Source organism: Psychromonas sp. SR45-3, assembly GCF_014163575.1.
GTDB classification, from domain to species: Bacteria; Pseudomonadota; Gammaproteobacteria; order Enterobacterales; family Psychromonadaceae; genus Psychromonas; species Psychromonas arctica.
Genome location: NZ_JACJDP010000011.1, coordinates 41,697 through 63,525, shown reverse-complemented (window position 1 = coordinate 63,525; position 21,829 = coordinate 41,697). Strand labels below are relative to the sequence as shown.

The window sequence follows — 21,829 nt, the reverse complement described above, 5'->3', positions numbered from 1 at the left end:
ATACTCCTTTCCTTTTTATCGATATAGGGAAATAATGAAAAACATTGTTTCCAAAAATAAGATAATCATGACAAAAACAGATGATCTGATTCTATTTGCTCAAGTGGTAGAGCATGGTTCTTTCAGTAAAGTCGCTGAGCTCAATTCCCTCACAAACTCAGTGGTTAGTAAGCGCATAGCCCGATTAGAGACTGGACTTGGGGTGCAACTTTTATATAGAACTACAAGAAAATTAACCCTGAGTGAAGCGGGAAAGGTGCTCTATCAAGGTGCTAAAAATGTGACGCAGGCCGCTACCGAAGCAATTGACGCTGTCTATGGTTACGGTGAAAGTATGACCGGACACATTAAAATGTCAGTCCCAACCATTTCTGGAGACTTACTTTTGGCAAATTCAGTTGCTGAATTTTGTCGCATGCACCCAGGGTTTACCGTTGATATGTCGCTCGAAAATTCATTTGTTGATCTGATTGAGGGAGGTTATGACTTAGTAATTAGAACAGCACGACTTGAGGATTCAAACCTGATCGCAAGGCATTTAATGGATTCACAATGGGTAATTTGTGCCGCGCCAAGTTATATAGCGAGTACAGGTAAACCGGTAACACCTGAAGACATAGTTAAACATAATTGTCTACAGTATGCTTATCAAACAACGGGCGCTTCTGAGTGGGAATTTAAAGGCGAACAAGAGGATTATCTAATTAAAGTCACGGGTAATTTTTCTACTAATAATGCAGGTGCATTAAGAAAAGCTGCATTAGGGGGGAATGGCCTTGCCTATTTACCACGTTGTTTAGTCTATCAAGATCTTTTAAAAGGTGACTTAATTGATATTTTTCCAAATCAAGTGGGGAAAAAACTAGGGATTTATGCAGTCTATCCTTTTACGCGTCAACCTCCTCGAAAAATTAGGTTGTTAATTGAACATATTAAACAAAGTTATGCTGCAATAGCAGAGTCGTTTTAGAAATATTAATGCTAACCGTAAGCTAGCCTAACTATGTCCATTACTTATTTTAACGATCTCATCGATAGGTTATTAACGCATAAGGAGGGGGTTATGCACTTTAATATTGAATCCGCCTTTTTCTATCTGCGCTAATAATGATTTTATAAAATGAAGAATAGCGTGAATATCCTCATAGCTTGAGTTAGATAATGAATAACCACTTGGGCATATCGGAAATTTTTACACTTTTAAAATACTAATCAACTATAAAATAGTTAATCGCTGACAAAAAGAATAATGTATGAAAAAAACACTTTTTATAAGGGAAAACTGACTTAAAAACTATTTATTTAGAGAGTTAAAGGATCATATTTTAATTATCCATAAAGAAATAGTCGAAATAAATTACACTAATATTCCTAAATATATAAAAAAATAAACAAGCAATTGATTTTATTGATAATATTAAAAGTTCATTTTATGGCATCAAATTTGCTTATACTCAATTATAGATACCTATTTATAAATACAAGCAAGGAAGATAATATGAATATAACTAAACTAGCAGTAAGTGGCATGCTTGCTACAGCAATGTCACTATCAGCTAACGCTACATTAATGACAATAGAGACTAAAGCCATCACAACAGCAATCGACAGTAGTGATTTAAATAGTTTATGGGCGGCTGAAACCTCACCAACTCTAACAAACACGGTTAATGCTTTTGAACAATACCAAACAGGTCAAAATTCGATTAACCGATTTTCACTAGAATTTGCGACTGAAAATGCCGCAACATGGGGATTCCAAGCTGGCCTAGATGCTTATTATGGAGCGGCTATTTATGTAAATGGAAGTTTAGTTGAGAATAGAACAGATGATTTATGGTGGGCTAATTCATGGTCAAACTCAGACGTTATCACTGCGAGTGCTATCGACATAGTATCAGGCAATAACTTATTAGAAATATATTGGGCAGAAGCTTGTTGTAATGGTGCTAATTCAATCAGATTTAACACCGATGGTATAAACTGGGAAACATTAACGACAGCTAACATTACAACTGCAATTCCTGAGCCAACAGCTTTAGCATTACTAGGATTTGGGTTATTAGGTTTTAGCTTACGTCGTAATAAAAAAGCATCATAAATACACAAATAATTGGGAGATAAAGCACAACCATCTTCCCAAATAAAATCCGGTGCAGCTATGCATCGGATCTTCTATCAAAACACTTCTATAATATCTATTTAGCTATATCACAACCTATCAGTACAAGCCGCTACGCTATTAGCGACATAGCAATAGCAAACTATCCTATGATTACTTGCAATAAAAGAGGTTATAACCCTTTATAGAGCCTATTAGCATCATAAAATACCTAAGCTTTCTTTCCGAATATAGTTTAAAACTATTTTGCTTCACTATTCCAGCAATAGATTACGCGATAAGAGTAGAGGCAACATCAGCACTAACTTTCACTCGAATATAGCGCAACCTTCACGGATAGCGAAACTTAATGCCTATCCTTTTCTACAGACACAAAAAAAGAGAGCCTAAGCTCTCTTTTTTGAATATTGCTTAACTAAAAACGTGTAATTTTATATTTAGTTATTAAGAGATTCAACACATACGCAATGATAGTAGAAAAAACACCAGCACCAACATGCACTTTGGTATAGCGCCACCTTCGCAGATAGCGAAACTTAATGCTTCACCTTTTCTAAGGTATAAAAAACAGCCTAAGCTGTCTTTTTTGAATATTGCTTAACTAAAAACGTGTAATTCTATATTTAGTTATTAAAAGATTAAACACATACGCGATGATAGTAGAAACAACACCAGCACCAACATGCACTTTGGTATAGCGCCACCTTCACGGATAGCGAAACGTAGACCTAATCAGAGTTTGATAGTACTTTCCTACAGGCATAAAAAAAGAGAGCCTAAGCTCTCTTTTTTGAATATTGTTTAACTAAAAACGTGTAATTATAAATTACGCGATGATAGTAGAAACAACACCAGCACCAACAGTACGGCCACCTTCGCGGATAGCGAAACGTAGACCTTCGTCCATAGCGATTGGACCAATTAGTTCAACAACGAACTTAAGGTTATCACCAGGCATTACCATTTCAACACCTTCTGGAAGCTCAACAGCACCAGTGATGTCAGTTGTACGGAAGTAGAACTGTGGACGGTAACCTTTGAAGAATGGAGTATGACGACCACCTTCATCTTTACTTAGTACGTATACTTCAGATTCGAACTTAGTATGTGGTTTGATTGAACCAGGTTTAGCTAGAACTTGACCACGTTCAACGTCTTCACGTTTAGTACCACGTAAAAGAACACCAACGTTCTCACCAGCACGACCTTCGTCAAGAAGTTTACGGAACATCTCAACACCAGTACATGTAGTAGTAACAGTATCTTTAAGACCAACGATCTCAACAGATTCACCAACTTTGATGATACCGCGCTCAACACGACCAGTAACAACAGTACCACGACCAGCAATTGAGAATACATCTTCAATAGGTAGGATGAATGGTTTGTCGATATCACGCTCTGGAAGAGGAATGTAATTATCTAGAGCATCAGCTAGCTCAAGAATTTTCTCTTCCCACTCTGGAACACCTTCAAGTGCTTTAAGAGCAGAACCAAGGATAACTGGTAGGTCATCACCTGGGAAATCATATTCAGAAAGAAGTTCACGAACTTCCATTTCTACTAATTCTAGTAGCTCTTCATCATCAACCATGTCACATTTGTTTAAGAAAACAACTAAGTGTGGAACACCAACTTGACGAGAAAGTAGGATGTGCTCACGAGTTTGTGGCATAGGACCATCTGTTGCAGCAACAACTAAGATACCACCATCCATTTGAGCAGCACCAGTGATCATGTTTTTAACATAATCGGCATGTCCAGGACAGTCTACGTGTGCGTAGTGACGAGTTTCTGTATCGTACTCGATGTGAGAAGTATTGATTGTAATACCGCGCTCACGCTCTTCTGGAGCATTATCGATTGCAGAGAAATCACGGATGTCGCCACCAAATTTCTTAGTTAATACAGCAGAGATTGCAGCTGTTAAAGTAGTTTTACCATGGTCAACGTGGCCAATTGTACCTACGTTTACATGTGGTTTATTACGTTCAAATTTTTCTTTAGACACAGTGTGTACCTTCTTTATCAGTAAATACCTCTCCACATGCCATCACATGGAAAGGCGTTAGTTTAATTTATTTTTTATTTCGCTTCAATAATTGCGTTCGCAATTTTTTTAGGCGCATCGGCATATTCTAAAAATTCCATCGAATAAGATGCTCGACCTTGCGTAGCTGAACGAACTGCGGTTGCATAACCGAACATTTCTGACAGCGGTACTTTAGCATGTACGATTTTAACGCCACCAGGGCCATCGTCCATACCTTCAATAATACCTCGACGACTATTAAGGTCGCCAACAACAGTGCCCATCCAATCTTCAGGAGTTGTTACTTCTACTTTCATCAAAGGTTCTAAGATAGTGGCATCAGCTTTTAATGCACCATCTCTAAAGCCCATCATCCCAGCAATTTTAAATGCCATTTCACTAGAGTCAACCTCATGGTATGTACCATGGAGTAAAGTGACTCGAACGTCAAGCATTGGGTAACCTGCAAGTACACCTTGGTTCATTTGTTCTTCGCAGCCTTTGCTCACCGCTGGAATGTATTCTTTTGGAATAGCATTATCAGTAATTTGGTTTACAAATTCAAAACCAGAGCCCGCCGCAAGCGGTTCTAGTTTCAATCGGACATGGCCATAATGGCTAGGCCCTTCGCCTTGACGAATAAACTTACCTTCGACTTCAACCGTTTTACGGATTGTTTCACGGTATGCTACTTGTGGATTACCCACGTTACAGTTCACAGAAAACTCACGACGCATACGGTCAACAATGATATCAAGGTGAAGTTCACCCATACCAGAGATCAATATTTGTCCAGACTCTTCATTTGTTTCAACACGAAATGAAGGATCTTCGGCAGATAGTTTTTGAAGTGCTAGTGTTAGCTTATCTTGGTCAACCTTAGTTTTAGGTTCAACCGCAATTTGAATCACCGGTTCAGGAAAATCCATACGCTCAAGAATAATATTCTGTCCAACAACACAAAGCGTGTCCCCCGTAGTGACGTCTTTAAGGCCGATCGCAGCAGCGATATCGCCGGCACGAACTTCTTTGACTTCTTTACGTTCGTTAGCATGCATCTGTACGATGCGTCCTAAACGCTCTTTTTTGCCTTTAATAGGAATAAATACTTGGTCACCAGACTTAACTACGCCTGAGTAAACTCGCATAAACGTTAACGTTCCCACAAATGGGTCCGTTGCAATTTTAAATGCAAGTGCTGCAAATGGTGCGTCGTCAGTAGCAGGACATTCAATCTCTTGGTCATTGTGTCCATTGATAGCTTTAATCGCTTCAACTTCAACCGGAGAAGGTAAATAATCAATGACCGCATCTAACACTGCTTGAACACCTTTATTTTTAAAGGCACTGCCACAAGTCGCTAACACGATTTCATTATTTAACGTACGAATACGTAATCCCGCTTTGACTTCTTCTTCTGAAAGCTCACCTTCTTCAAGGTATTTTTCCATTAGTTCATCATTTGCTTCTGCAGCTGCTTCTACTAGTTCTTCGTGCAAATCTTGCGCGTGCTCTAGTAGATCAGCAGGAATGTCATCATATTCAAATGTCATTCCCTGATCTGCATCGTTCCAATTAATCGCTTTCATTTTAATGAGGTCGATAACACCACGAAAGTCTTCTTCTGTTCCAATATTCAAGTGAATAGGAACACAAGTCGCACCTAAGCGATTTCGAATTTGCTCAAGTACAGATTCAAAATCAGCACCCGTACGGTCCATTTTGTTAACAAATACGATACGCGGAACGTGGTATTTATTAGCTTGACGCCATACAGTTTCTGATTGAGGTTCTACACCTGACGAGCCACAAAATACAACTACAGCACCATCCAACACACGTAAAGAACGTTCAACTTCAATAGTGAAATCTACGTGTCCAGGGGTATCAATGATATTAATGCGGTGTTGCTCATACTGGTTTTGCATGCCTTGCCAGAAAGTAGTAGTCGCAGCGGATGTGATAGTAATACCACGTTCCTGCTCCTGCTCCATCCAGTCCATTGTTGCTGCGCCGTCGTGAACTTCACCAATACGGTGAGATACGCCAGTGTAGAACAACACACGCTCTGTAGTAGTAGTTTTACCTGCATCGACATGAGCGACAATACCGATATTACGGTAGCGCTCAATAGGAGTTGTACGTGACAATGCAATGTCCTTCTTAAATAAAGCTTTGTGCAAATAGAAACGAAAAAGCACAAGCAAAAGCCTGTGCTAAGAATTTTCTACCAACGGTAGTGAGCAAACGCTTTGTTTGCATCAGCCATACGGTGAACGTCTTCACGTTTCTTAACCGCAGAACCTTTGTTATCTGCTGCATCTACTAGCTCACCAGCTAGACGTAATGCCATTGATTTTTCACCACGCTTACGAGAAGCTTCAACTAACCAACGCATTGCTAACGCATTACGACGAGAAGGACGAACTTCTACAGGAACTTGGTATGTTGAACCACCAACACGGCGAGATTTAACTTCGACGCTTGGGCGGATGTTTTCTAATGAAACTTCAAAAAGTTCCATTGGGTCTTTGCCGCTTTTTTCAGCAGCAGTTGCTAATGCACCGTAAACGATTTTTTCAGCAATTGATTTTTTTCCGTCAACCATTACTACGTTAACGAATTTTGTTAGAACTTCTGATCCAAACTTAGGATCTGGTAGTACTTTACGAGTAGCTACGACGCGTCTTCTTGGCATCTTATTATCTCCGTGCGCTTCAGGATTTTACCCAAAACATATTAAAATTAAATAGTGTTTGTTTGGCCTTACTTACGGAAAGTATTAAGATTTAGGCTTTTTAGCACCGTACTTAGAACGACCGTTACGACGTGCAGAAACACCTGAAGTATCAAGTGCACCACGAATTGTATGGTAACGAACACCCGGTAAATCTTTTACACGACCGCCGCGGATCAAGATTACACTATGCTCTTGCAAGTTATGGCCTTCACCACCGATGTACGAAGTTACTTCGAAACCGTTAGTTAGACGTACACGAGCAACTTTACGCATTGCCGAGTTAGGTTTTTTTGGTGTAGTTGTATATACACGAGTACATACACCACGTTTTTGTGGACACGCTTCTAGCGCAGGAACGTTAGTTTTTTGAACTTTGTCCTTACGCGGTTTGCGTACCAATTGTGAAATTGTTGCCATTGTTAAATAGCTCCTAATGTGTGTGTGAAAAATCAAGCCCTAAAGATTAGGGTCGCAAGAGTTTACGCTGAATAGAAAGGCGAGTCAATAAATAGACAATTGTGTTTTTGTTCACAAAATAAGAAAAGTAAAATGAGGCGACTAGTTATGTTTAGTTTATTGATTTAGAGGTAGGAATTGCTGTTATCTGTTTTTATCAAAAGCCTTACCAAGCTAACTGACTTTGACAACGAATAGTTAACGCAACAAACTCCGCGTAGCTAACTACCTGTCCCATATTTGCTTTTAATCCACGAGCCTGTAGATCGACGTCTAACACAAACAAACGCTTACTTTGATCTAGCTGTAGCAGGTGTGAATGCTGTTCCGTTGTTGCACTAACGGCTGAAACTGCATCATTAAGTAATAACAAAAGGTCATTATCACTCAATTGCTTAACACAATCTTTTAGCGCGAAGCTATTAAATGGAGAACGGCTAACAGTGTGTAATATCATCTAAAAACTCATTAATTGGTGTTGTTGTTGAAGATATTCATTAATTTCATCAGTACTTAACAGCGTCGTTTTAATAACTAATTGTTCTACCGAAATATTTCTTACTGAGAGTGAATCCTGACAAACATAAATTTGCTCAACATCATAAAGCTCAAGCATTTGTAACATCGGCTGAAAATCTTTTTGCAAAATAAGATCTGCTTGATGTTTTGCTAATAATTGATAAACACCATCACCTATAAAAAATATACTTAAGGATTCGTTAAAAGCAGACATCGCTAAGGTTAAATCTAACGCCTCACGAGCAGTACTTGATCCGTGGGGAGCTTGTCGATTTATGATGCCAACCTTCTTTTCCATGTTCATGCCCTAAAACTGTATTAATCGATCACAACTAGCAGATAACTCAGCTAATTGACCTAACCCACTGAGTAAAAAAGGGGGTTTAAGGTTGTAATGCTGTAAACCTAATTGTGCAGCCTCTTGCTCATTAACGATACCGCGACGTAATGATGCCGAGACACAAACTTCAAGTGCAAACTTGTATTGAGTCGCTAAAGCAGCCCAGCGATCAGGTATATTCACCTCATCGCTGGCAGGGTTAATTAAATCACTGGCTGTTAGTACACCATCTAAGTAGAAAAAAACGCCGCATATTTTATGCCCAGCAGCTAATACTGCCTCGCAAAACTGTAAGGCAGAGGCGGCATTTTGACTGCTAGCTGGATTTCCAGTCACTAACAAAGAGAATTTAATTACCTCAGAATCTGACATACTAAGCCTTAAGCCGTGTAAGCAATTGCTTCAACTTCAACCAGTACATCTTTTGGTAAACGAGCTACTTCAACACATGAACGAGCAGGTGCTAATTCAGCAAAGTATTTACCATAAACTTCGTTGAATGCAACAAAGTCATTCATATCTTTAATAAAACAAGTCGTTTTAATTACCGTTTCAGCTGATGCGCCCGCTTCTTTTAATACCGCCATTAAGTTTTTCATTACTTGCTCTGCTTGCTCAGTAACGCCACCTGCAACAACTTCCATCGAGTTAGGATCAAGTGGAATTTGACCAGAAGTGAAGACTAAATTACCTAATTGATTTGCTTGTGAATAAGGACCAATAGCGGCAGGTGCATTTTCTGTGTTAATAATTGTTTTAGTTGTCATTTTATAATATTCCTAGTGAGTGAAAAATTAGTATCGACATATTGAGGTAGAAGCTAAATAAAAACAAGCCTATTTACAAGCCAAAATTAAAACTTTAGGCATAAAAATAATTAACTAATCAGATAGAGAAAAAGAAGCTTAAATAGCTGAACAATCAATCAAGGGATAAATTTTTAGATTTACGACAAATAATATGCCTATAAAAATAAATAGAATAATCACGAAGGACACAGAGAGCACGAAGATTGATTAATCATATAAAAAGTAACGAATATTAACGCGAGTAAATGTCCATTCTGTAGATATGTTGCAAATCGTGCGCTTATAAATCACTAAGGACTTTTCCTTCGTGTTCTTCGCACCTTCGTGGTTAATTGCTTTTAATTTTTGCTTTTATTCTTTCTAGATCCCCATATACAGCTAAGCATTTATCACCCCGCTTCAAACTAAAATTTCAGGCATAAAAAAAGGTGCCGAAGCACCTTTTTTATTTAAACATCATTTTAATTACATAAGGAATCGTTACAAAATAACTTTCTCTAAATTGTTTTCAAAAAACCTTAAACACTGATTATTTTGAAAACAAAAGTTCAAGTAATTTTTGAAGCCGATCCTTATTCACCAAAATCAACGGCGTTTAGTAAGTCAGCTAAGTTTTGCTCAGCTGCTTCAACATCGATGATTGGCTCTTCAGTTACAGGTTCAAGCTCTTTCGCTTTAGCTGCAGCACGAGTACGGTGATGTGCAAAACCAGTACCAGCTGGAATCAAGCGACCTACGATTACATTCTCTTTCAAGCCATGTAATTGGTCACATTTACCTGCAACAGCTGCTTCCGTAAGAACACGCGTCGTTTCTTGGAAAGATGCTGCTGAAATAAATGATTCAGTTGCTAGTGATGCTTTAGTAATACCGAGTAACTGGTACTCAAACTTAGCTAAGTTTTTGCCTTCAGCTTCTAAGCGACGGTTTTCAATGATAACACGTGCTACTTCAGCTTGTTCGCCGACTAAGAACTGTGTATCACCCGCATCAGTAATAGTACATTTACGTAGCATTTGATTAACGATAACTTCAATGTGTTTATCATTAATTTTTACACCTTGTAAACGGTATACTTCTTGTACTTCGTTAGTGATGTAGTTAGCCACTGGGCTAATACCACGTAGACGAAGGATGTCATGAGGAGACTCAGGACCGTCAGAAATAACCTCACCTTTTTCAATCTTCTCACCTTCGAAGATGTTTAGGTGACGCCATTTAGGAATCATCTCTTCGTAAACATCACCATTTGCTTGAGTGATCACTAGGCGACGCTTACCTTTGGTTTCTTTACCAAATGCTAACGTACCAGATACTTCAGCAAGAATAGCGGCATCTTTAGGTGTACGAGCTTCAAATAAGTCAGCTACGCGAGGTAGACCACCCGTGATATCACGAGTTTTCGAACTTTCTTGAGGGATACGAGCAACCGCATCACCAACTCGTACTTGAGCACCATCTTCTAGGCTAACGATTGCTTTGGCAGGAAGTGCATATTGCGCAGCAACTTCAGTACCAGGAATGAATAAATCATTACCTTTAGCATCAACTAATTTAGCCATTGGACGCATTTCTTTACCTGCACTTGGACGCTGTGCAGGGTCAATAATAACAATACTTGATAAACCAGTTAGTTCATCAGTTTGTTTATTAATAGTAATGCCTTCAATAAAGTCTAAGAACTCAACCGTACCTTCCACTTCCGTAATAATTGGATGTGTATGCGGGTCCCAGTTAGCAATGATTTCGCCAGCAGTGATTGCTGCACCATCTTGCTTCTCAAGAACAGCACCATAAGGTAGACGGTGATTCTCTTTAGTACGACCTAATTCATCAATAACGGTTAGCTCAGTTGAACGAGACGTTACAACTACTTTGCCATCAGAGTTAATTACAAACTTAGCGTTATGTAATTTAACTTTACCGGTATTTTTAACTTGGATATTGTTTTCTGATGCAGAACGCGATGCTGCACCACCGATGTGGAATGTACGCATCGTTAACTGTGTACCAGGTTCACCGATAGACTGAGCGGCCATAACACCAACTGCTTCGCCTTGACCAACCATGTGTCCACGAGCCAAATCACGACCGTAACATTGTGCACAAGCACCAAAGTCAGTATTACAAGTAATAACAGAGCGAACCCATACTTGGTCAACCGATGCTTCTTCGATTAAGTCACAGTATTTTTCATCAAGTAATACGTTACGTGCGATTAAGACTTCGTTATCAGTACCTGGTTTAATGATGTCACGAGCAACAACACGACCTAGTACACGTTCACGAAGTGGTTCAACAACGTCGCCACCTTGAATTAACGGAGTAACTAACAGACCTTCAGTACTACCACAATCTTCTTCAGTAATAACTAAATCTTGAGCAATATCAACAAGACGACGAGTTAGGTAACCCGAGTTTGCTGTTTTAAGTGCGGTATCGGCTAGACCTTTACGTGCACCATGCGTCGAGATAAAGTACTGAAGTACGTTTAGACCTTCACGGAAGTTAGCCACGATAGGCGTTTCGATGATTGAACCATCTGGTTTAGCCATCAGACCACGCATACCCGCTAGCTGACGAATCTGAGCGGCACTACCACGTGCGCCCGAGTCGGCCATCATGTAAACGCTGTTAAACGAATCTTGCTGAACTTCTTCACCTTTCGCTGTTAAGACTGTGTCTTTAGAAAGGTTTTCCATCATCGCTTTAGCCACTTGCTCATTCGCACTTGCCCAAATATCGATAACTTTATTGTAGCGCTCACCCGCAGTAACAAGACCAGCTTGGAATTGCTCTTGGATTTCTAGCACTTCAGCTTCAGCTTCTTCAACTAAGCGTTTCTTAGCATCAGGAATAACCATGTCGTCGATACCTACAGAGGCACCTGACAATGTTGCGTACTCAAAACCTGTGTACATCAATTGGTCAGCAAAAATAACAGTGTCTTTAATACCTAGTAAACGGTAACAAGCATTTAGCACGTTAGAGATTGCTTTTTTGCCCATGTTCAAATCAACGTGCTCGAATGGTAAACCTTCAGGCATAATTAAAGATAAGATGGCACGACCAATCGTCGTTTCAACTAAACCAGTTGTTGATGTACGAGATTTATCTTCTGCAATGTGTACCTGTGTCATACGAACTTTAACAATTGCTTGCAAGTCGACAACGCCAGCACGATATGCTTTTTCAGCTTCTTTTGCATTTTTGAAGTACATGCCTTCGCCACGCGCATTAATGCGAGTACGAGTCATGTAGTACAAACCTAATACAACGTCTTGAGAAGGTACGATAATCGGCTCACCATTTGCAGGTGATAGGATATTATTCGTAGACATCATTAACGTACGAGCTTCAAGCTGCGCTTCAATTGTTAACGGTACGTGTACCGCCATTTGGTCACCATCGAAATCGGCATTGTATGCCGCACAAACCAATGGATGTAATTGAATCGCTTTACCTTCGATTAATACAGGTTCAAATGCTTGGATACCTAGTCTGTGAAGTGTTGGTGCACGGTTAAGTAGCACTGGATGTTCACGGATAACACCTTCTAGAATGTCCCAAACTTCACCACCTTCACGGTCAACTAATTTCTTAGCTGCTTTAATAGTAGTAGCAAGACCTAATGCTTCTAACTTACCGTATACGAATGGTTTGAATAGCTCTAATGCCATCTTCTTCGGAAGACCACATTGATGTAAACGTAGCGTTGGACCCACTGTGATTACAGAACGACCAGAGTAATCTACACGTTTACCTAGTAAGTTTTGACGGAAACGACCTTGCTTACCTTTGATCATATCTGCAAGCGATTTTAGAGGACGTTTGTTCGAACCTGTAATAGCTCGGCCACGACGACCATTATCTAATAACGCATCAACAGATTCTTGTAGCATACGTTTTTCGTTACGTACGATGATATCTGGTGCAGCTAGTTCTAAAAGACGTTTTAGACGGTTATTACGGTTAATAACACGACGGTATAAGTCATTTAGATCAGACGTTGCAAAACGTCCGCCATCTAGCGGCACTAGAGGACGTAAATCAGGTGGTAGTACTGGAAGTACTGTTAAGATCATCCACTCTGGTTTGTTTGAAGACTGGTGGAAAGATTCAACCAACTTCAGACGCTTAGTTAATTTCTTACGGCGAGTTTCAGAATTAGTTGTTTCTAATTCTTCACGCATACCTTTGATTTCGTGCTCTAAATCAAGTTGCTTAAGTAGTGCAAATACGGCTTCAGCGCCCATCATTGCGTCAAACTCATCGCCCCATTGCTCTAGATTGTCCAAGTACTCTTCTTCAAGAAGAATTTGGCCACGCTCAAGATCCGTCATTCCTGGTTCAACAACCACGAAAGATTCAAAATAGAGGATACGTTCGATATCACGTAACGTCATATCTAGCATTAAGCCGATACGAGACGGAAGTGATTTAAGGAACCAAATGTGTGCAACAGGTGATGCTAATTCGATGTGTCCCATACGGTCACGACGAACTTTAGCTTGAGTAACCTCAACACCACATTTTTCACAAATAACACCACGATGTTTTAGGCGCTTGTACTTACCACATAAACATTCGTAATCTTTAATTGGACCAAAGATACGTGCACAGAATAAACCTTCACGTTCAGGTTTGAATGTACGGTAGTTAATGGTTTCTGGTTTTTTAACTTCACCAAAAGACCATGAACGGATCATTTCTGGTGATGCTAAACCGATTTTAATACCATCGAATTCTTTGGTTTTATTTTGTTGCTTTAAAAACTTGAGTAAGTCTTTCACGCTACTCTCCCATAGGAGTTAAAACTAGGCGTCTCAAAAAAACGAGACGCCACATATTTTCAACTAAAACGAATTTTAGTTAGATTCATCTAGCTCGATATTGATGCTTAATGAACGGATCTCTTTCAACAATACGTTGAATGATTCAGGCATGCCTGGTTCCATTCTATGGTCACCGTCTACGATGTTTTTATACATCTTAGTACGACCGTTAACATCATCCGATTTAACTGTCAGCATCTCTTGTAGAGTGTAAGCAGCACCGTAAGCTTCTAGTGCCCATACTTCCATCTCACCAAAACGCTGGCCACCGAACTGAGCTTTACCACCAAGTGGTTGCTGAGTAACCAAGCTGTAAGAACCTGTTGAACGCGCATGCATTTTGTCATCAACTAAGTGATTTAGTTTTAACATGTACATGTAACCAACGGTTACTGGACGTTCGAATGGGATACCCGTACGGCCATCAGTTAATTGTAACTGACCAGACTCAGGTAAATCAGCCATGCGTAACAATTCACGGATTTCGCTTTCGTGTGCGCCATCAAATGCTGGAGTCGCTACTGGTAAACCTTTGTATAGGTTTTTAGCAAGACGTAATACAGCTTCATCATCGAAGTCATTTAAGTCAACATGACACGGAGCATCACCGAATGAGTAAAGTTTTTGTACATATTCACGTACTTTGCTGATTTCGACTTCACGCTGATCTTTGATCATACGCTCTAGTTTCTCACCAACACCTTTACACGCTAGACCTAGATGTGTTTCAAGAATCTGACCGATGTTCATTCGTGATGGTACACCCAATGGGTTAAGTACGATATCAACTGGAACACCAAACTCATCGTGAGGCATATCTTCTACAGGTACGATGTTTGAAATAACACCTTTGTTACCGTGACGGCCGGCCATTTTATCACCTGGTTGTAGGCGACGACGTACCGCTAAGTAAACTTTAACAATTTTTTGTACACCTGGTGCTAAATCATCACCTTGTGTAATCTTACGACGTTTAATATCAAACTCTTTATCGTAGTTTGCTTTAATTTCGTCGTGTTGTGCATTGATTTGATCTAAAAGCGTTTGCTTCTCATCATCAGAAAGCACGATATCAAACCACTGAGCCTTAGGCATTTGTAGTAGACGCGCTTCTTCTTGACCAGCAGAAACTAATAGGTTTAATGCTTTTTCGTAAATAGAGCCTTCTAAAAGTTTAAACTTCTCAGTTAAATCTTTCTTCGCCGCTTTTAACTGCATTTCTTCAATTTCTAGTGCACGCTTGTCTTTCTCAACGCCGTCACGAGTAAAGACTTGTACGTCAATTACTGTTGCGTAAGTTGAGTTAGCTACGCGTAAAGAGCTGTCTTTAACGTCAGACGCTTTTTCACCGAAGATTGCTCGTAATAGTTTTTCTTCTGGCGTAAGTTGAGTTTCACCTTTAGGTGTTACTTTACCTACTAAGATATCACCAGGTTTAACTTCAGCACCTACATAAACAATACCAGACTCATCTAGTTTGCTTAGTGCAGATTCACCAACGTTAGGGATATCAGCCGTGATCTCTTCAGTACCCAATTTAGTTTCACGTGCAATACATGAGAACTCTTGGATATGGATCGTAGTAAAACGATCTTCTTGAGATACACGCTCAGAAATAAGGATTGAATCCTCAAAGTTGTAACCATTCCAAGGCATGAAGGCAATCTTCATGTTTTGACCAAGTGCTAAATCACCCATATCAGTCGATGGACCATCGGCTAATACGTCACCGCGAACAATTGGCTCGCCAGGTTTACACGTTGGTTTTTGGTTAATACATGTATTCTGATTCGAACGCGTGTATTTAGTTAAGTTGTAGATGTCGATACCGGCTTCACCAGCAACTAATTCATCATCAGCAACTTTAACTACGATACGAGATGCATCAACGTAATCAATTGTTCCGCCACGTTTTGCAATAATGGTTACACCAGAATCGATCGCTAGACGACGTTCTATACCTGTACCTACTAATGGCTTATCAGCACGTAATGTTGGTACAGCTTGACGTTGCATGTTTGCACCCATTAAGGCACGGTTAGCATCATCATGTTCTAAGAACGGGATAAGTGACGCAGCAACAGAAATGATCTGTTGTGGTGACACATCCATGTAATCAATGTCGTTTGGTCCCATGAAGGTAGTTTCACCTTTATGACGACACTGGATCATATCTTCGTTAAGCATGCCATTTTCATCAAGACCGGCAGATGCCTGTGCGATAACAAATGTACCTTCTTCGATAGCTGATAAATATTCAACTTGATCAGAAGGTTTACCATCGATCACTTTACGGTAAGGTGTTTCTAAGAAACCATAACTGTTAGTACGAGAGAAAGTAGCTAACGAGTTGATAAGACCGATGTTTGGTCCCTCAGGTGTTTCGATAGGACATAAACGACCGTAATGCGTTACGTGTACGTCACGTACTTCAAAGCCAGCACGTTCACGTGTTAAACCACCAGGGCCTAAGGCAGAAATACGACGTTTGTGTGTTACTTCTGATAACGGGTTATTTTGATCCATAAACTGAGACAGTTGTGATGAACCAAAGAACTCTTTAACAGCAGCTGAGATAGGTTTTGCATTGATCAGATCTTGCGGCATAGTCGCATCAAGGTCGCCTAAAGATAGACGCTCTTTAACAGCACGTTCAACACGTACTAGACCAACACGGAATTGGTTTTCAGCCATTTCACCTACACAACGAATACGACGGTTACCAAGGTGATCGATATCATCAACTTCGCCATTACCGTTACGGATATCGATCAGTGTTTTCATTACACTTAAGATATCTTCGTTAGATAGAATGCCAGGACCTACATCGCCTTCAATGTTAACACGACGATTGAACTTCATACGACCTACTTTAGATAAGTCATAACGCTCTTCTGCAAAGAATAAGTTTTGGAATAAACCTTCTGCAGCATCTTTTGTTGGTGGCTCACCAGGACGCATCATACGGTAAACTTCTACTAACGCTTCTAAACGGTTAGTTGAAGAATCAACACGTAATGTATCCGAGATAAATGCACCACAATCTAATTCATTAGTGTAAATAGCTTCGAATTTTTTAATACCTGACTGCGCTAGCTCAGCTAATAATTCAAGCGTAAAAATATCATTAGCATTAACAATGATTTCACCAGTTTCGCTGCTGATGTAATCTTTCGCTGATACTTTACCTTCTAGATGTTCAAATGGTACTTCAATATGTTGTACGCCGTCTTTTTCAAGTTGACGAATATGACGAGCAGTAATACGTTTGCCTGCTTCAACATAAGTTGTACCTTTACTCACGATGTCAAAGTTAAACTGCTCACCACGTAAACGGTCTGCAATTAATGCCATCGTAATAACACCATCTTTAACAACAAACTGAGTTGTATCAAAGAAGATATCTAGGATTTGTTCTGTTGTGTACTCAAGTGCACGTAACATGATAGTCGCAGGTAATTTACGACGGCGGTCAATACGAACAAATAAGTTATCTTTCGGGTCAAACTCAAAATCTAACCAAGAACCACGGTAAGGGATAACACGTGCGTTATATAACACTTTACCCGAACTGTGTGTTTTGCCTTTATCATGATCAAAGAAAACACCAGGTGAACGATGTAATTGAGAAACAATAACACGTTCAGTACCATTGATTACAAAAGTACCGTTTTCTGTCATGAGTGGCATTTCACCCATGTAAACTTCTTGTTCACGGATATCTTTAACCGTGCCTGCTGGCGCATCACGATCATAAATAACAAGACGTAGTTTTACACGTAAAGAGGCAGAGTATGTCACTCCGCGGATTTGGCATTCTTTTACATCGAATACAGGTTCACCTAAGCGGTAGCTTACGTATTGTAGCTCCGAAGTGCCTGAGTAACTTGCGATAGGAAAGATGCTGTTAAAAGCAGCTTGTAAACCTACTTCGCCAGTCGGATCGACTTCAATGTATCGTTTGAATGAATCTAGTTGAATCTCCAACAAGTATGGTTTTTCCATTACTTGTGGGCGTTTCCCGAAATCCTTACGAATACGTTTTTTCTCAGTATAAGAGTAACCCATGTGGTTCCTTTGCTCGCTGATTAAATTGGTCATAGTTGTCTTACTTGGCTTGAAACTTATTGCATGACAACGGCGGCACATTATTTTGGTGTTAATGATGTTTTAAATGTCGTTATTGTTTCTGTTTGAGCCTGTTTTTAAGGCGCAGCTTATATCGCTGACTTTATCGTTCGAAACAATATGGCAATAACATCACCTTAAGCGTCCGATGACCGTAAAAAATAATGATAAATCACGGTATCCTATAGCGCAAAAAGGCCGGTGATTAAATAATCACCAGCCAGTGCCATTTTCATGGCTAATAAGTTAGAAAATCTAACTTATTTAAGTTCAGCAGTTGCACCGATTTCAGCAAGCTCTTTCTGGAAAGCTTCAGCTTCGTCTTTCGAGATGCCTTCTTTCAATACAGCAGGGCAAGATTCAACAGCGTCTTTCGCTTCTTTCAGGCCTAGACCTGTGATAGCACGAACAGCTTTGATTGCTTTAACTTTGTTCTCACCGAAAGCAGTAAGTACAAGATTGAATTCAGTTTGCTCAGCAGCAGCTTCGCCTGCAGCAGCAGGACCTGCAGCAACAGCAGCAGCAGATACACCGAATTTTTCTTCCATTGCTTCGATTAGTTCAACAACTTCCATTACAGATAGTTCTGCAACAGCATCAATGATTTGGTCTTTAGTAAGAGACATGAGTCAATTCCTATATATAGATTATAAAATGGTATTACAGCAATTACGCTGCAGATTCTTCTTTCTGGTCGCGAATTGCAGCCAGAGTACGTACAAGTTTGCCCGCTGCAGCTTCTTTCATAGTAGCCATCAGTTTCGCAATTGCTTCGTCGTAAGTTGGTAATGTCGCTAAACGATCGATTTGATCGGCTTCAATAAATTCGCCTTCAAATGCTAGCCCTTTAATTTCAAACTTTTCATTAGCTTTAGCAAAGTCTTTTAAAAGACGTGCTGCTGCACCTGGATGTTCGTTTGAAAAAGCAAGGATAGTAGGACCTGTAAACGTATCTGCCAGACATGCATAGTCAGTACCTTCAACTGCACGACGTGCTAATGTATTACGAATTACTCGTAAAAATACACCGTTTGCACGTGCTTTTGCACGAAGTTCAGTCATTGCACCTACTGTTACGCCACGTGAATCAGCGACAACAGCAGACAGAGCGCCTTTAGCAGCTTCGTTGACTTCAGCAACAATAGCTTGTTTGTCTTCGAGTCTTAATGCCATTTGGTTTTACTCCTGGATTCCACTAGGTTTTACCCTAGATAAACACCCTCACCTAATGGTGAGGCACTATTTTGGTTTCGGATCCAGTAGAATAATCTTTCTGGGGTCCGGTACCGTCTACGCAGGAAATTAAGTCAAATCAGAGATTTAACACCTGCGGTCTAAGAAGAGACCTAAGGCCCTCCAAAGTAAGGTCGCATATTATACAAACAATATGCCACCTTGTATAGTGACTTGATGATTAATCATCAAATCACTACAAAAAATTACGCTACTACTGTTACTAGAGTTGCTTGGTCAACTTTAAGACCTGCACCCATAGTTGTAGATAGAGAAACTTTCTTAATGAATTGACCTTTAGCACCTGATGGTTTGCCTTTTTTAAGCGCAATAATCAAAGCTTCTAGGTTTTCTTTAATCTGTTCAGCAGTGAACGTTGCTTTACCGATTGTAGAATGGATAATACCATTCTTGTCGTTACGGTAACGAACCTGACCAGCTTTAGCATTTTTAACTGCATCAGCAACGTTAGGTGTAACAGTACCAACTTTCGGGTTAGGCATTAGGCCACGTGGACCTAAGATTTGACCTAATTGACCAACAACACGCATAGCGTCTGGTGATGCAATTACTACGTCAAAATCCATTTCGCCAGCTTTAACTTTAGCAGCAAGATCGTCCATACCAACGATATCCGCACCAGCAGCTAGAGCAGCTTCTGCGTTAGCGCCTTGTGTGAATACAGCAACACGAACTTCACGACCAGTACCGTGTGGTAATACAGTTGCGCCACGTACGTTTTGATCACTACGACGAGGATCAACACCTAGGTTAACTGCAACATCAATGCTTTCGCTGAATTTAGCTGTAGCAAACTTTTGTAAAAGTGCTACTGCTTCATTGATTTCGTATTCTTTAGTTCCGTCAACTTCTGCACGGATAGCTGTCATGCGTTTAGATAATTTAGCCATTGTATTAACCCTCTACTTCCAGACCCATAGAACGAGCAGAACCCGCAATACAACGTACCATCGCTTCAAGATCGGCACCCGTTAAATCAACTTCTTTCGCTTTAGCGATTTCTTCAAGTTGAGCAACTGTTACTTTACCTACTTTATTTTTGTTAGGTACAGCAGAACCAGATTTGATGCCAGCAGCTTTCTTAAGTAAGTAAGATGCAGGTGGAGTCTTAGTTTCGAACGTAAAAGAACGGTCAGCATATACTGTAATTACTACAGGAACTGGCGCGCCTTTTTCTTGAGCTTCTGTTTTTGCATTGAATGCTTTACAGAATTCCATGATGTTAACACCGTGTTGACCAAGTGCAGGACCAACTGGTGGTGACGGGTTTGCCATACCAGCTGAAACTTGCAGCTTGATATATGCGGTTACTTTCTTAGCCATGATATATTACCTTTGTTTGGGTATAACGCTGAAAAAACTCAGCTTCCCGATGAATACATAAGTGACTGCATTATTGCAGCCTACTCGATCCTATTGAATTTGCCGTGTTAACTAAAGTTCTCACCACAAATAAAATGGGCGGCGAATTATAACTGTAAGCCACCTCATTTCACAAGATCTTTTGGTGTTTTTTTAACCTAATAACAATTACAGGTGATTAAAAAACAAAAAGCCAATAAGAATAACCTTATTGGCTTAGATACGCGTTAACAAATAACTGATTTGTTATAAATTAATTAGCTTTTTTCAACTTGAGAAAATTCAAGTTCAACTGGTGTCGCACGACCAAAGATAGAAACGGATACTTTTAAACGGCTCTTATCGTAGTCAACTTCTTCAACGGTACCAGAGAAGTCAGCAAATGGACCATCACTAACACGAACCACTTCACCTGCTTCAAACAAGGTACGTGGACGAGGTGTATCGTGAGACTCTTGTAAGCGGTTAAGAATATTATCCACTTCTTTTTGTGAGATAGGTGCAGGACGTTCTGCAGTACCACCAATAAAGCCCATTACACGGTCAATACTTTTTACTAAATGCCAGCTATCGTCATTCATTGCCATTTCAACTAAAACGTAACCAGGGAAGAACTTACGTTCACTTTTACGTTTTTGGCCAGCACGCATTTCAACAACTTCTTCAGTTGGGACTAAGATTTGTCCAAAGTGCTCTTCCATTTCATTTAAACGGATGTGCTCAACTAATGTTTTTTGTACACGTCCTTCATACCCAGAAAAGGCTTGGACTACATACCATCTCTTTTTTTGAACTTCTTCAGTCATAATAAACCCTTAAATAGAGGTAGTGATAAACGCGATGAGGCGAACGAAAATGCCATCAAGACCCCACAATATCAAACCAACAATGGTTGATACCGCTAAGATGATTAATGTAGTTTGTACTGTTTCTTGGCGAGTTGGCCAAACAACTTTACGCACTTCAAGGCGCGCATCTTTAGCAAAACCAATAAACGTTTTGCCTTTTTCAGTAAATGCAGCAGAAAGAACGGCTAAAGCAGCTAATAATAAAAGTACTGCTACACGTAATACAACATGCGTTTCTTCGCCATATAAATAATTACCAACAATGATTGCTGCTAATAATAAAACGGTGATCGTCCATTTAACTCCATCGAATGAGCTTTTGCTGTTTTCAGAATTTACTGTTGTCATAACGCTTTTTATCCACTGTTAAAATTAATAATACCG

General features: G+C 39.9%; 18 protein-coding genes. 2 read left to right on the top strand and 16 right to left on the bottom strand.

Features of this window, described 5'->3' with window-relative positions; genetic code table 11:
• Positions 1 to 67: 67 nt before the first annotated feature.
• Both H5084_RS08400 and H5084_RS08395 read left to right on the top strand, forming a co-directional pair.
• Positions 68 to 970, top strand: a complete 903-nt coding sequence (locus H5084_RS08400) for a LysR family transcriptional regulator (protein WP_182690161.1) — start codon at positions 68 to 70, stop codon at positions 968 to 970.
• Between the two features lie 528 nt (positions 971 to 1,498).
• On the top strand, positions 1,499 to 2,101 hold the full coding sequence (locus H5084_RS08395; RefSeq protein ID WP_182690160.1) for a CCXG family PEP-CTERM protein: 603 nt from the start codon (positions 1,499 to 1,501) through the stop codon (positions 2,099 to 2,101).
• A gap of 847 nt (positions 2,102 to 2,948) precedes the next feature.
• Here the strand turns inward: H5084_RS08395 and tuf are convergent.
• From tuf to secE, 16 genes are all read right to left on the bottom strand, one after another.
• Positions 2,949 to 4,133 (bottom strand): elongation factor Tu, encoded by a 1,185-nt coding sequence (gene tuf, locus H5084_RS08390; RefSeq protein WP_028869201.1) that lies wholly within the window; start codon positions 4,131 to 4,133, stop codon positions 2,949 to 2,951.
• Positions 4,134 to 4,207: 74 nt separating this feature from the next.
• Positions 4,208 to 6,304, bottom strand: coding sequence for an elongation factor G (gene fusA, locus H5084_RS08385; protein ID WP_182690159.1), 2,097 nt, complete (start codon positions 6,302 to 6,304; stop codon positions 4,208 to 4,210).
• Positions 6,305 to 6,381: 77 nt separating this feature from the next.
• On the bottom strand, positions 6,382 to 6,852 hold the full coding sequence (rpsG, locus tag H5084_RS08380; protein WP_025565708.1) for a 30S ribosomal protein S7: 471 nt from the start codon (positions 6,850 to 6,852) through the stop codon (positions 6,382 to 6,384).
• Positions 6,853 to 6,936: 84 nt separating this feature from the next.
• Positions 6,937 to 7,311 (bottom strand): 30S ribosomal protein S12, encoded by a 375-nt coding sequence (rpsL, locus tag H5084_RS08375; RefSeq protein ID WP_028869203.1) that lies wholly within the window; start codon positions 7,309 to 7,311, stop codon positions 6,937 to 6,939.
• A gap of 205 nt (positions 7,312 to 7,516) precedes the next feature.
• The gene (tusB, locus tag H5084_RS08370) at positions 7,517 to 7,807 is read right to left on the bottom strand and encodes a sulfurtransferase complex subunit TusB (protein ID WP_182690158.1); all 291 of its coding nucleotides are present in this window, start codon (positions 7,805 to 7,807) and stop codon (positions 7,517 to 7,519) included.
• Entirely contained in the window at positions 7,808 to 8,167 is a 360-nt protein-coding gene (tusC, locus tag H5084_RS08365) for a sulfurtransferase complex subunit TusC (protein ID WP_182690157.1), read from the bottom strand.
• Positions 8,168 to 8,176: 9 nt separating this feature from the next.
• Positions 8,177 to 8,581 carry a sulfurtransferase complex subunit TusD gene (gene tusD / locus H5084_RS08360; RefSeq protein ID WP_182690156.1) on the bottom strand — a complete coding sequence of 135 codons (405 nt, stop codon included), beginning with the start codon at positions 8,579 to 8,581 and terminating at the stop codon, positions 8,177 to 8,179.
• 8 nt (positions 8,582 to 8,589) lie between these two features.
• A complete protein-coding gene (locus tag H5084_RS08355) occupies positions 8,590 to 8,976 on the bottom strand; it encodes a RidA family protein (protein ID WP_028869207.1) in 387 nt (128 codons plus the stop codon).
• Positions 8,977 to 9,590: 614 nt separating this feature from the next.
• Complete coding sequence (rpoC, locus tag H5084_RS08350; RefSeq protein WP_028869208.1) at positions 9,591 to 13,811, bottom strand: DNA-directed RNA polymerase subunit beta'; 4,221 nt, start codon at positions 13,809 to 13,811, stop codon at positions 9,591 to 9,593.
• 75 nt (positions 13,812 to 13,886) lie between these two features.
• A complete protein-coding gene (gene rpoB / locus H5084_RS08345; RefSeq protein WP_028869209.1) occupies positions 13,887 to 17,921 on the bottom strand; it encodes a DNA-directed RNA polymerase subunit beta in 4,035 nt (1,344 codons plus the stop codon).
• Positions 17,922 to 18,241: 320 nt separating this feature from the next.
• A complete protein-coding gene (gene rplL / locus H5084_RS08340) occupies positions 18,242 to 18,607 on the bottom strand; it encodes a 50S ribosomal protein L7/L12 (RefSeq protein ID WP_028869210.1) in 366 nt (121 codons plus the stop codon).
• Between the two features lie 43 nt (positions 18,608 to 18,650).
• Entirely contained in the window at positions 18,651 to 19,154 is a 504-nt protein-coding gene (gene rplJ / locus H5084_RS08335; protein WP_028869211.1) for a 50S ribosomal protein L10, read from the bottom strand.
• Positions 19,155 to 19,420: 266 nt separating this feature from the next.
• A complete protein-coding gene (gene rplA / locus H5084_RS08330; protein WP_182690155.1) occupies positions 19,421 to 20,125 on the bottom strand; it encodes a 50S ribosomal protein L1 in 705 nt (234 codons plus the stop codon).
• Between the two features lie 4 nt (positions 20,126 to 20,129).
• Positions 20,130 to 20,558, bottom strand: a complete 429-nt coding sequence (gene rplK, locus H5084_RS08325) for a 50S ribosomal protein L11 (protein ID WP_028869213.1) — start codon at positions 20,556 to 20,558, stop codon at positions 20,130 to 20,132.
• A 296-nt stretch (positions 20,559 to 20,854) separates the two neighbouring features.
• Positions 20,855 to 21,403 (bottom strand): transcription termination/antitermination protein NusG, encoded by a 549-nt coding sequence (gene nusG, locus H5084_RS08320; RefSeq protein ID WP_028869214.1) that lies wholly within the window; start codon positions 21,401 to 21,403, stop codon positions 20,855 to 20,857.
• A gap of 9 nt (positions 21,404 to 21,412) precedes the next feature.
• Positions 21,413 to 21,793 carry a preprotein translocase subunit SecE gene (secE, locus tag H5084_RS08315; protein ID WP_028869215.1) on the bottom strand — a complete coding sequence of 127 codons (381 nt, stop codon included), beginning with the start codon at positions 21,791 to 21,793 and terminating at the stop codon, positions 21,413 to 21,415.
• Positions 21,794 to 21,829: the final 36 nt, after the last annotated feature.

Coding starts and splice junctions, on each gene's coding strand:
- H5084_RS08400 (WP_182690161.1), top strand. CDS start 68: ATGACAAAAACAGATGATCTGATTCTATTTGCTCAAGTGGTAGAGCAT.
- H5084_RS08395 (WP_182690160.1), top strand. CDS start 1,499: ATGAATATAACTAAACTAGCAGTAAGTGGCATGCTTGCTACAGCAATG.
- rpsG (WP_025565708.1), bottom strand. CDS start 6,852: ATGCCAAGAAGACGCGTCGTAGCTACTCGTAAAGTACTACCAGATCCT.
- rpsL (WP_028869203.1), bottom strand. CDS start 7,311: ATGGCAACAATTTCACAATTGGTACGCAAACCGCGTAAGGACAAAGTT.
- tusB (WP_182690158.1), bottom strand. CDS start 7,807: ATGATATTACACACTGTTAGCCGTTCTCCATTTAATAGCTTCGCGCTA.
- tusC (WP_182690157.1), bottom strand. CDS start 8,167: ATGGAAAAGAAGGTTGGCATCATAAATCGACAAGCTCCCCACGGATCA.
- tusD (WP_182690156.1), bottom strand. CDS start 8,581: ATGTCAGATTCTGAGGTAATTAAATTCTCTTTGTTAGTGACTGGAAAT.
- H5084_RS08355 (WP_028869207.1), bottom strand. CDS start 8,976: ATGACAACTAAAACAATTATTAACACAGAAAATGCACCTGCCGCTATT.
- rpoB (WP_028869209.1), bottom strand. CDS start 17,921: ATGGGTTACTCTTATACTGAGAAAAAACGTATTCGTAAGGATTTCGGG.
- rplL (WP_028869210.1), bottom strand. CDS start 18,607: ATGTCTCTTACTAAAGACCAAATCATTGATGCTGTTGCAGAACTATCT.
- rplJ (WP_028869211.1), bottom strand. CDS start 19,154: ATGGCATTAAGACTCGAAGACAAACAAGCTATTGTTGCTGAAGTCAAC.
- rplA (WP_182690155.1), bottom strand. CDS start 20,125: ATGGCTAAATTATCTAAACGCATGACAGCTATCCGTGCAGAAGTTGAC.
- rplK (WP_028869213.1), bottom strand. CDS start 20,558: ATGGCTAAGAAAGTAACCGCATATATCAAGCTGCAAGTTTCAGCTGGT.
- nusG (WP_028869214.1), bottom strand. CDS start 21,403: ATGACTGAAGAAGTTCAAAAAAAGAGATGGTATGTAGTCCAAGCCTTT.
- secE (WP_028869215.1), bottom strand. CDS start 21,793: ATGACAACAGTAAATTCTGAAAACAGCAAAAGCTCATTCGATGGAGTT.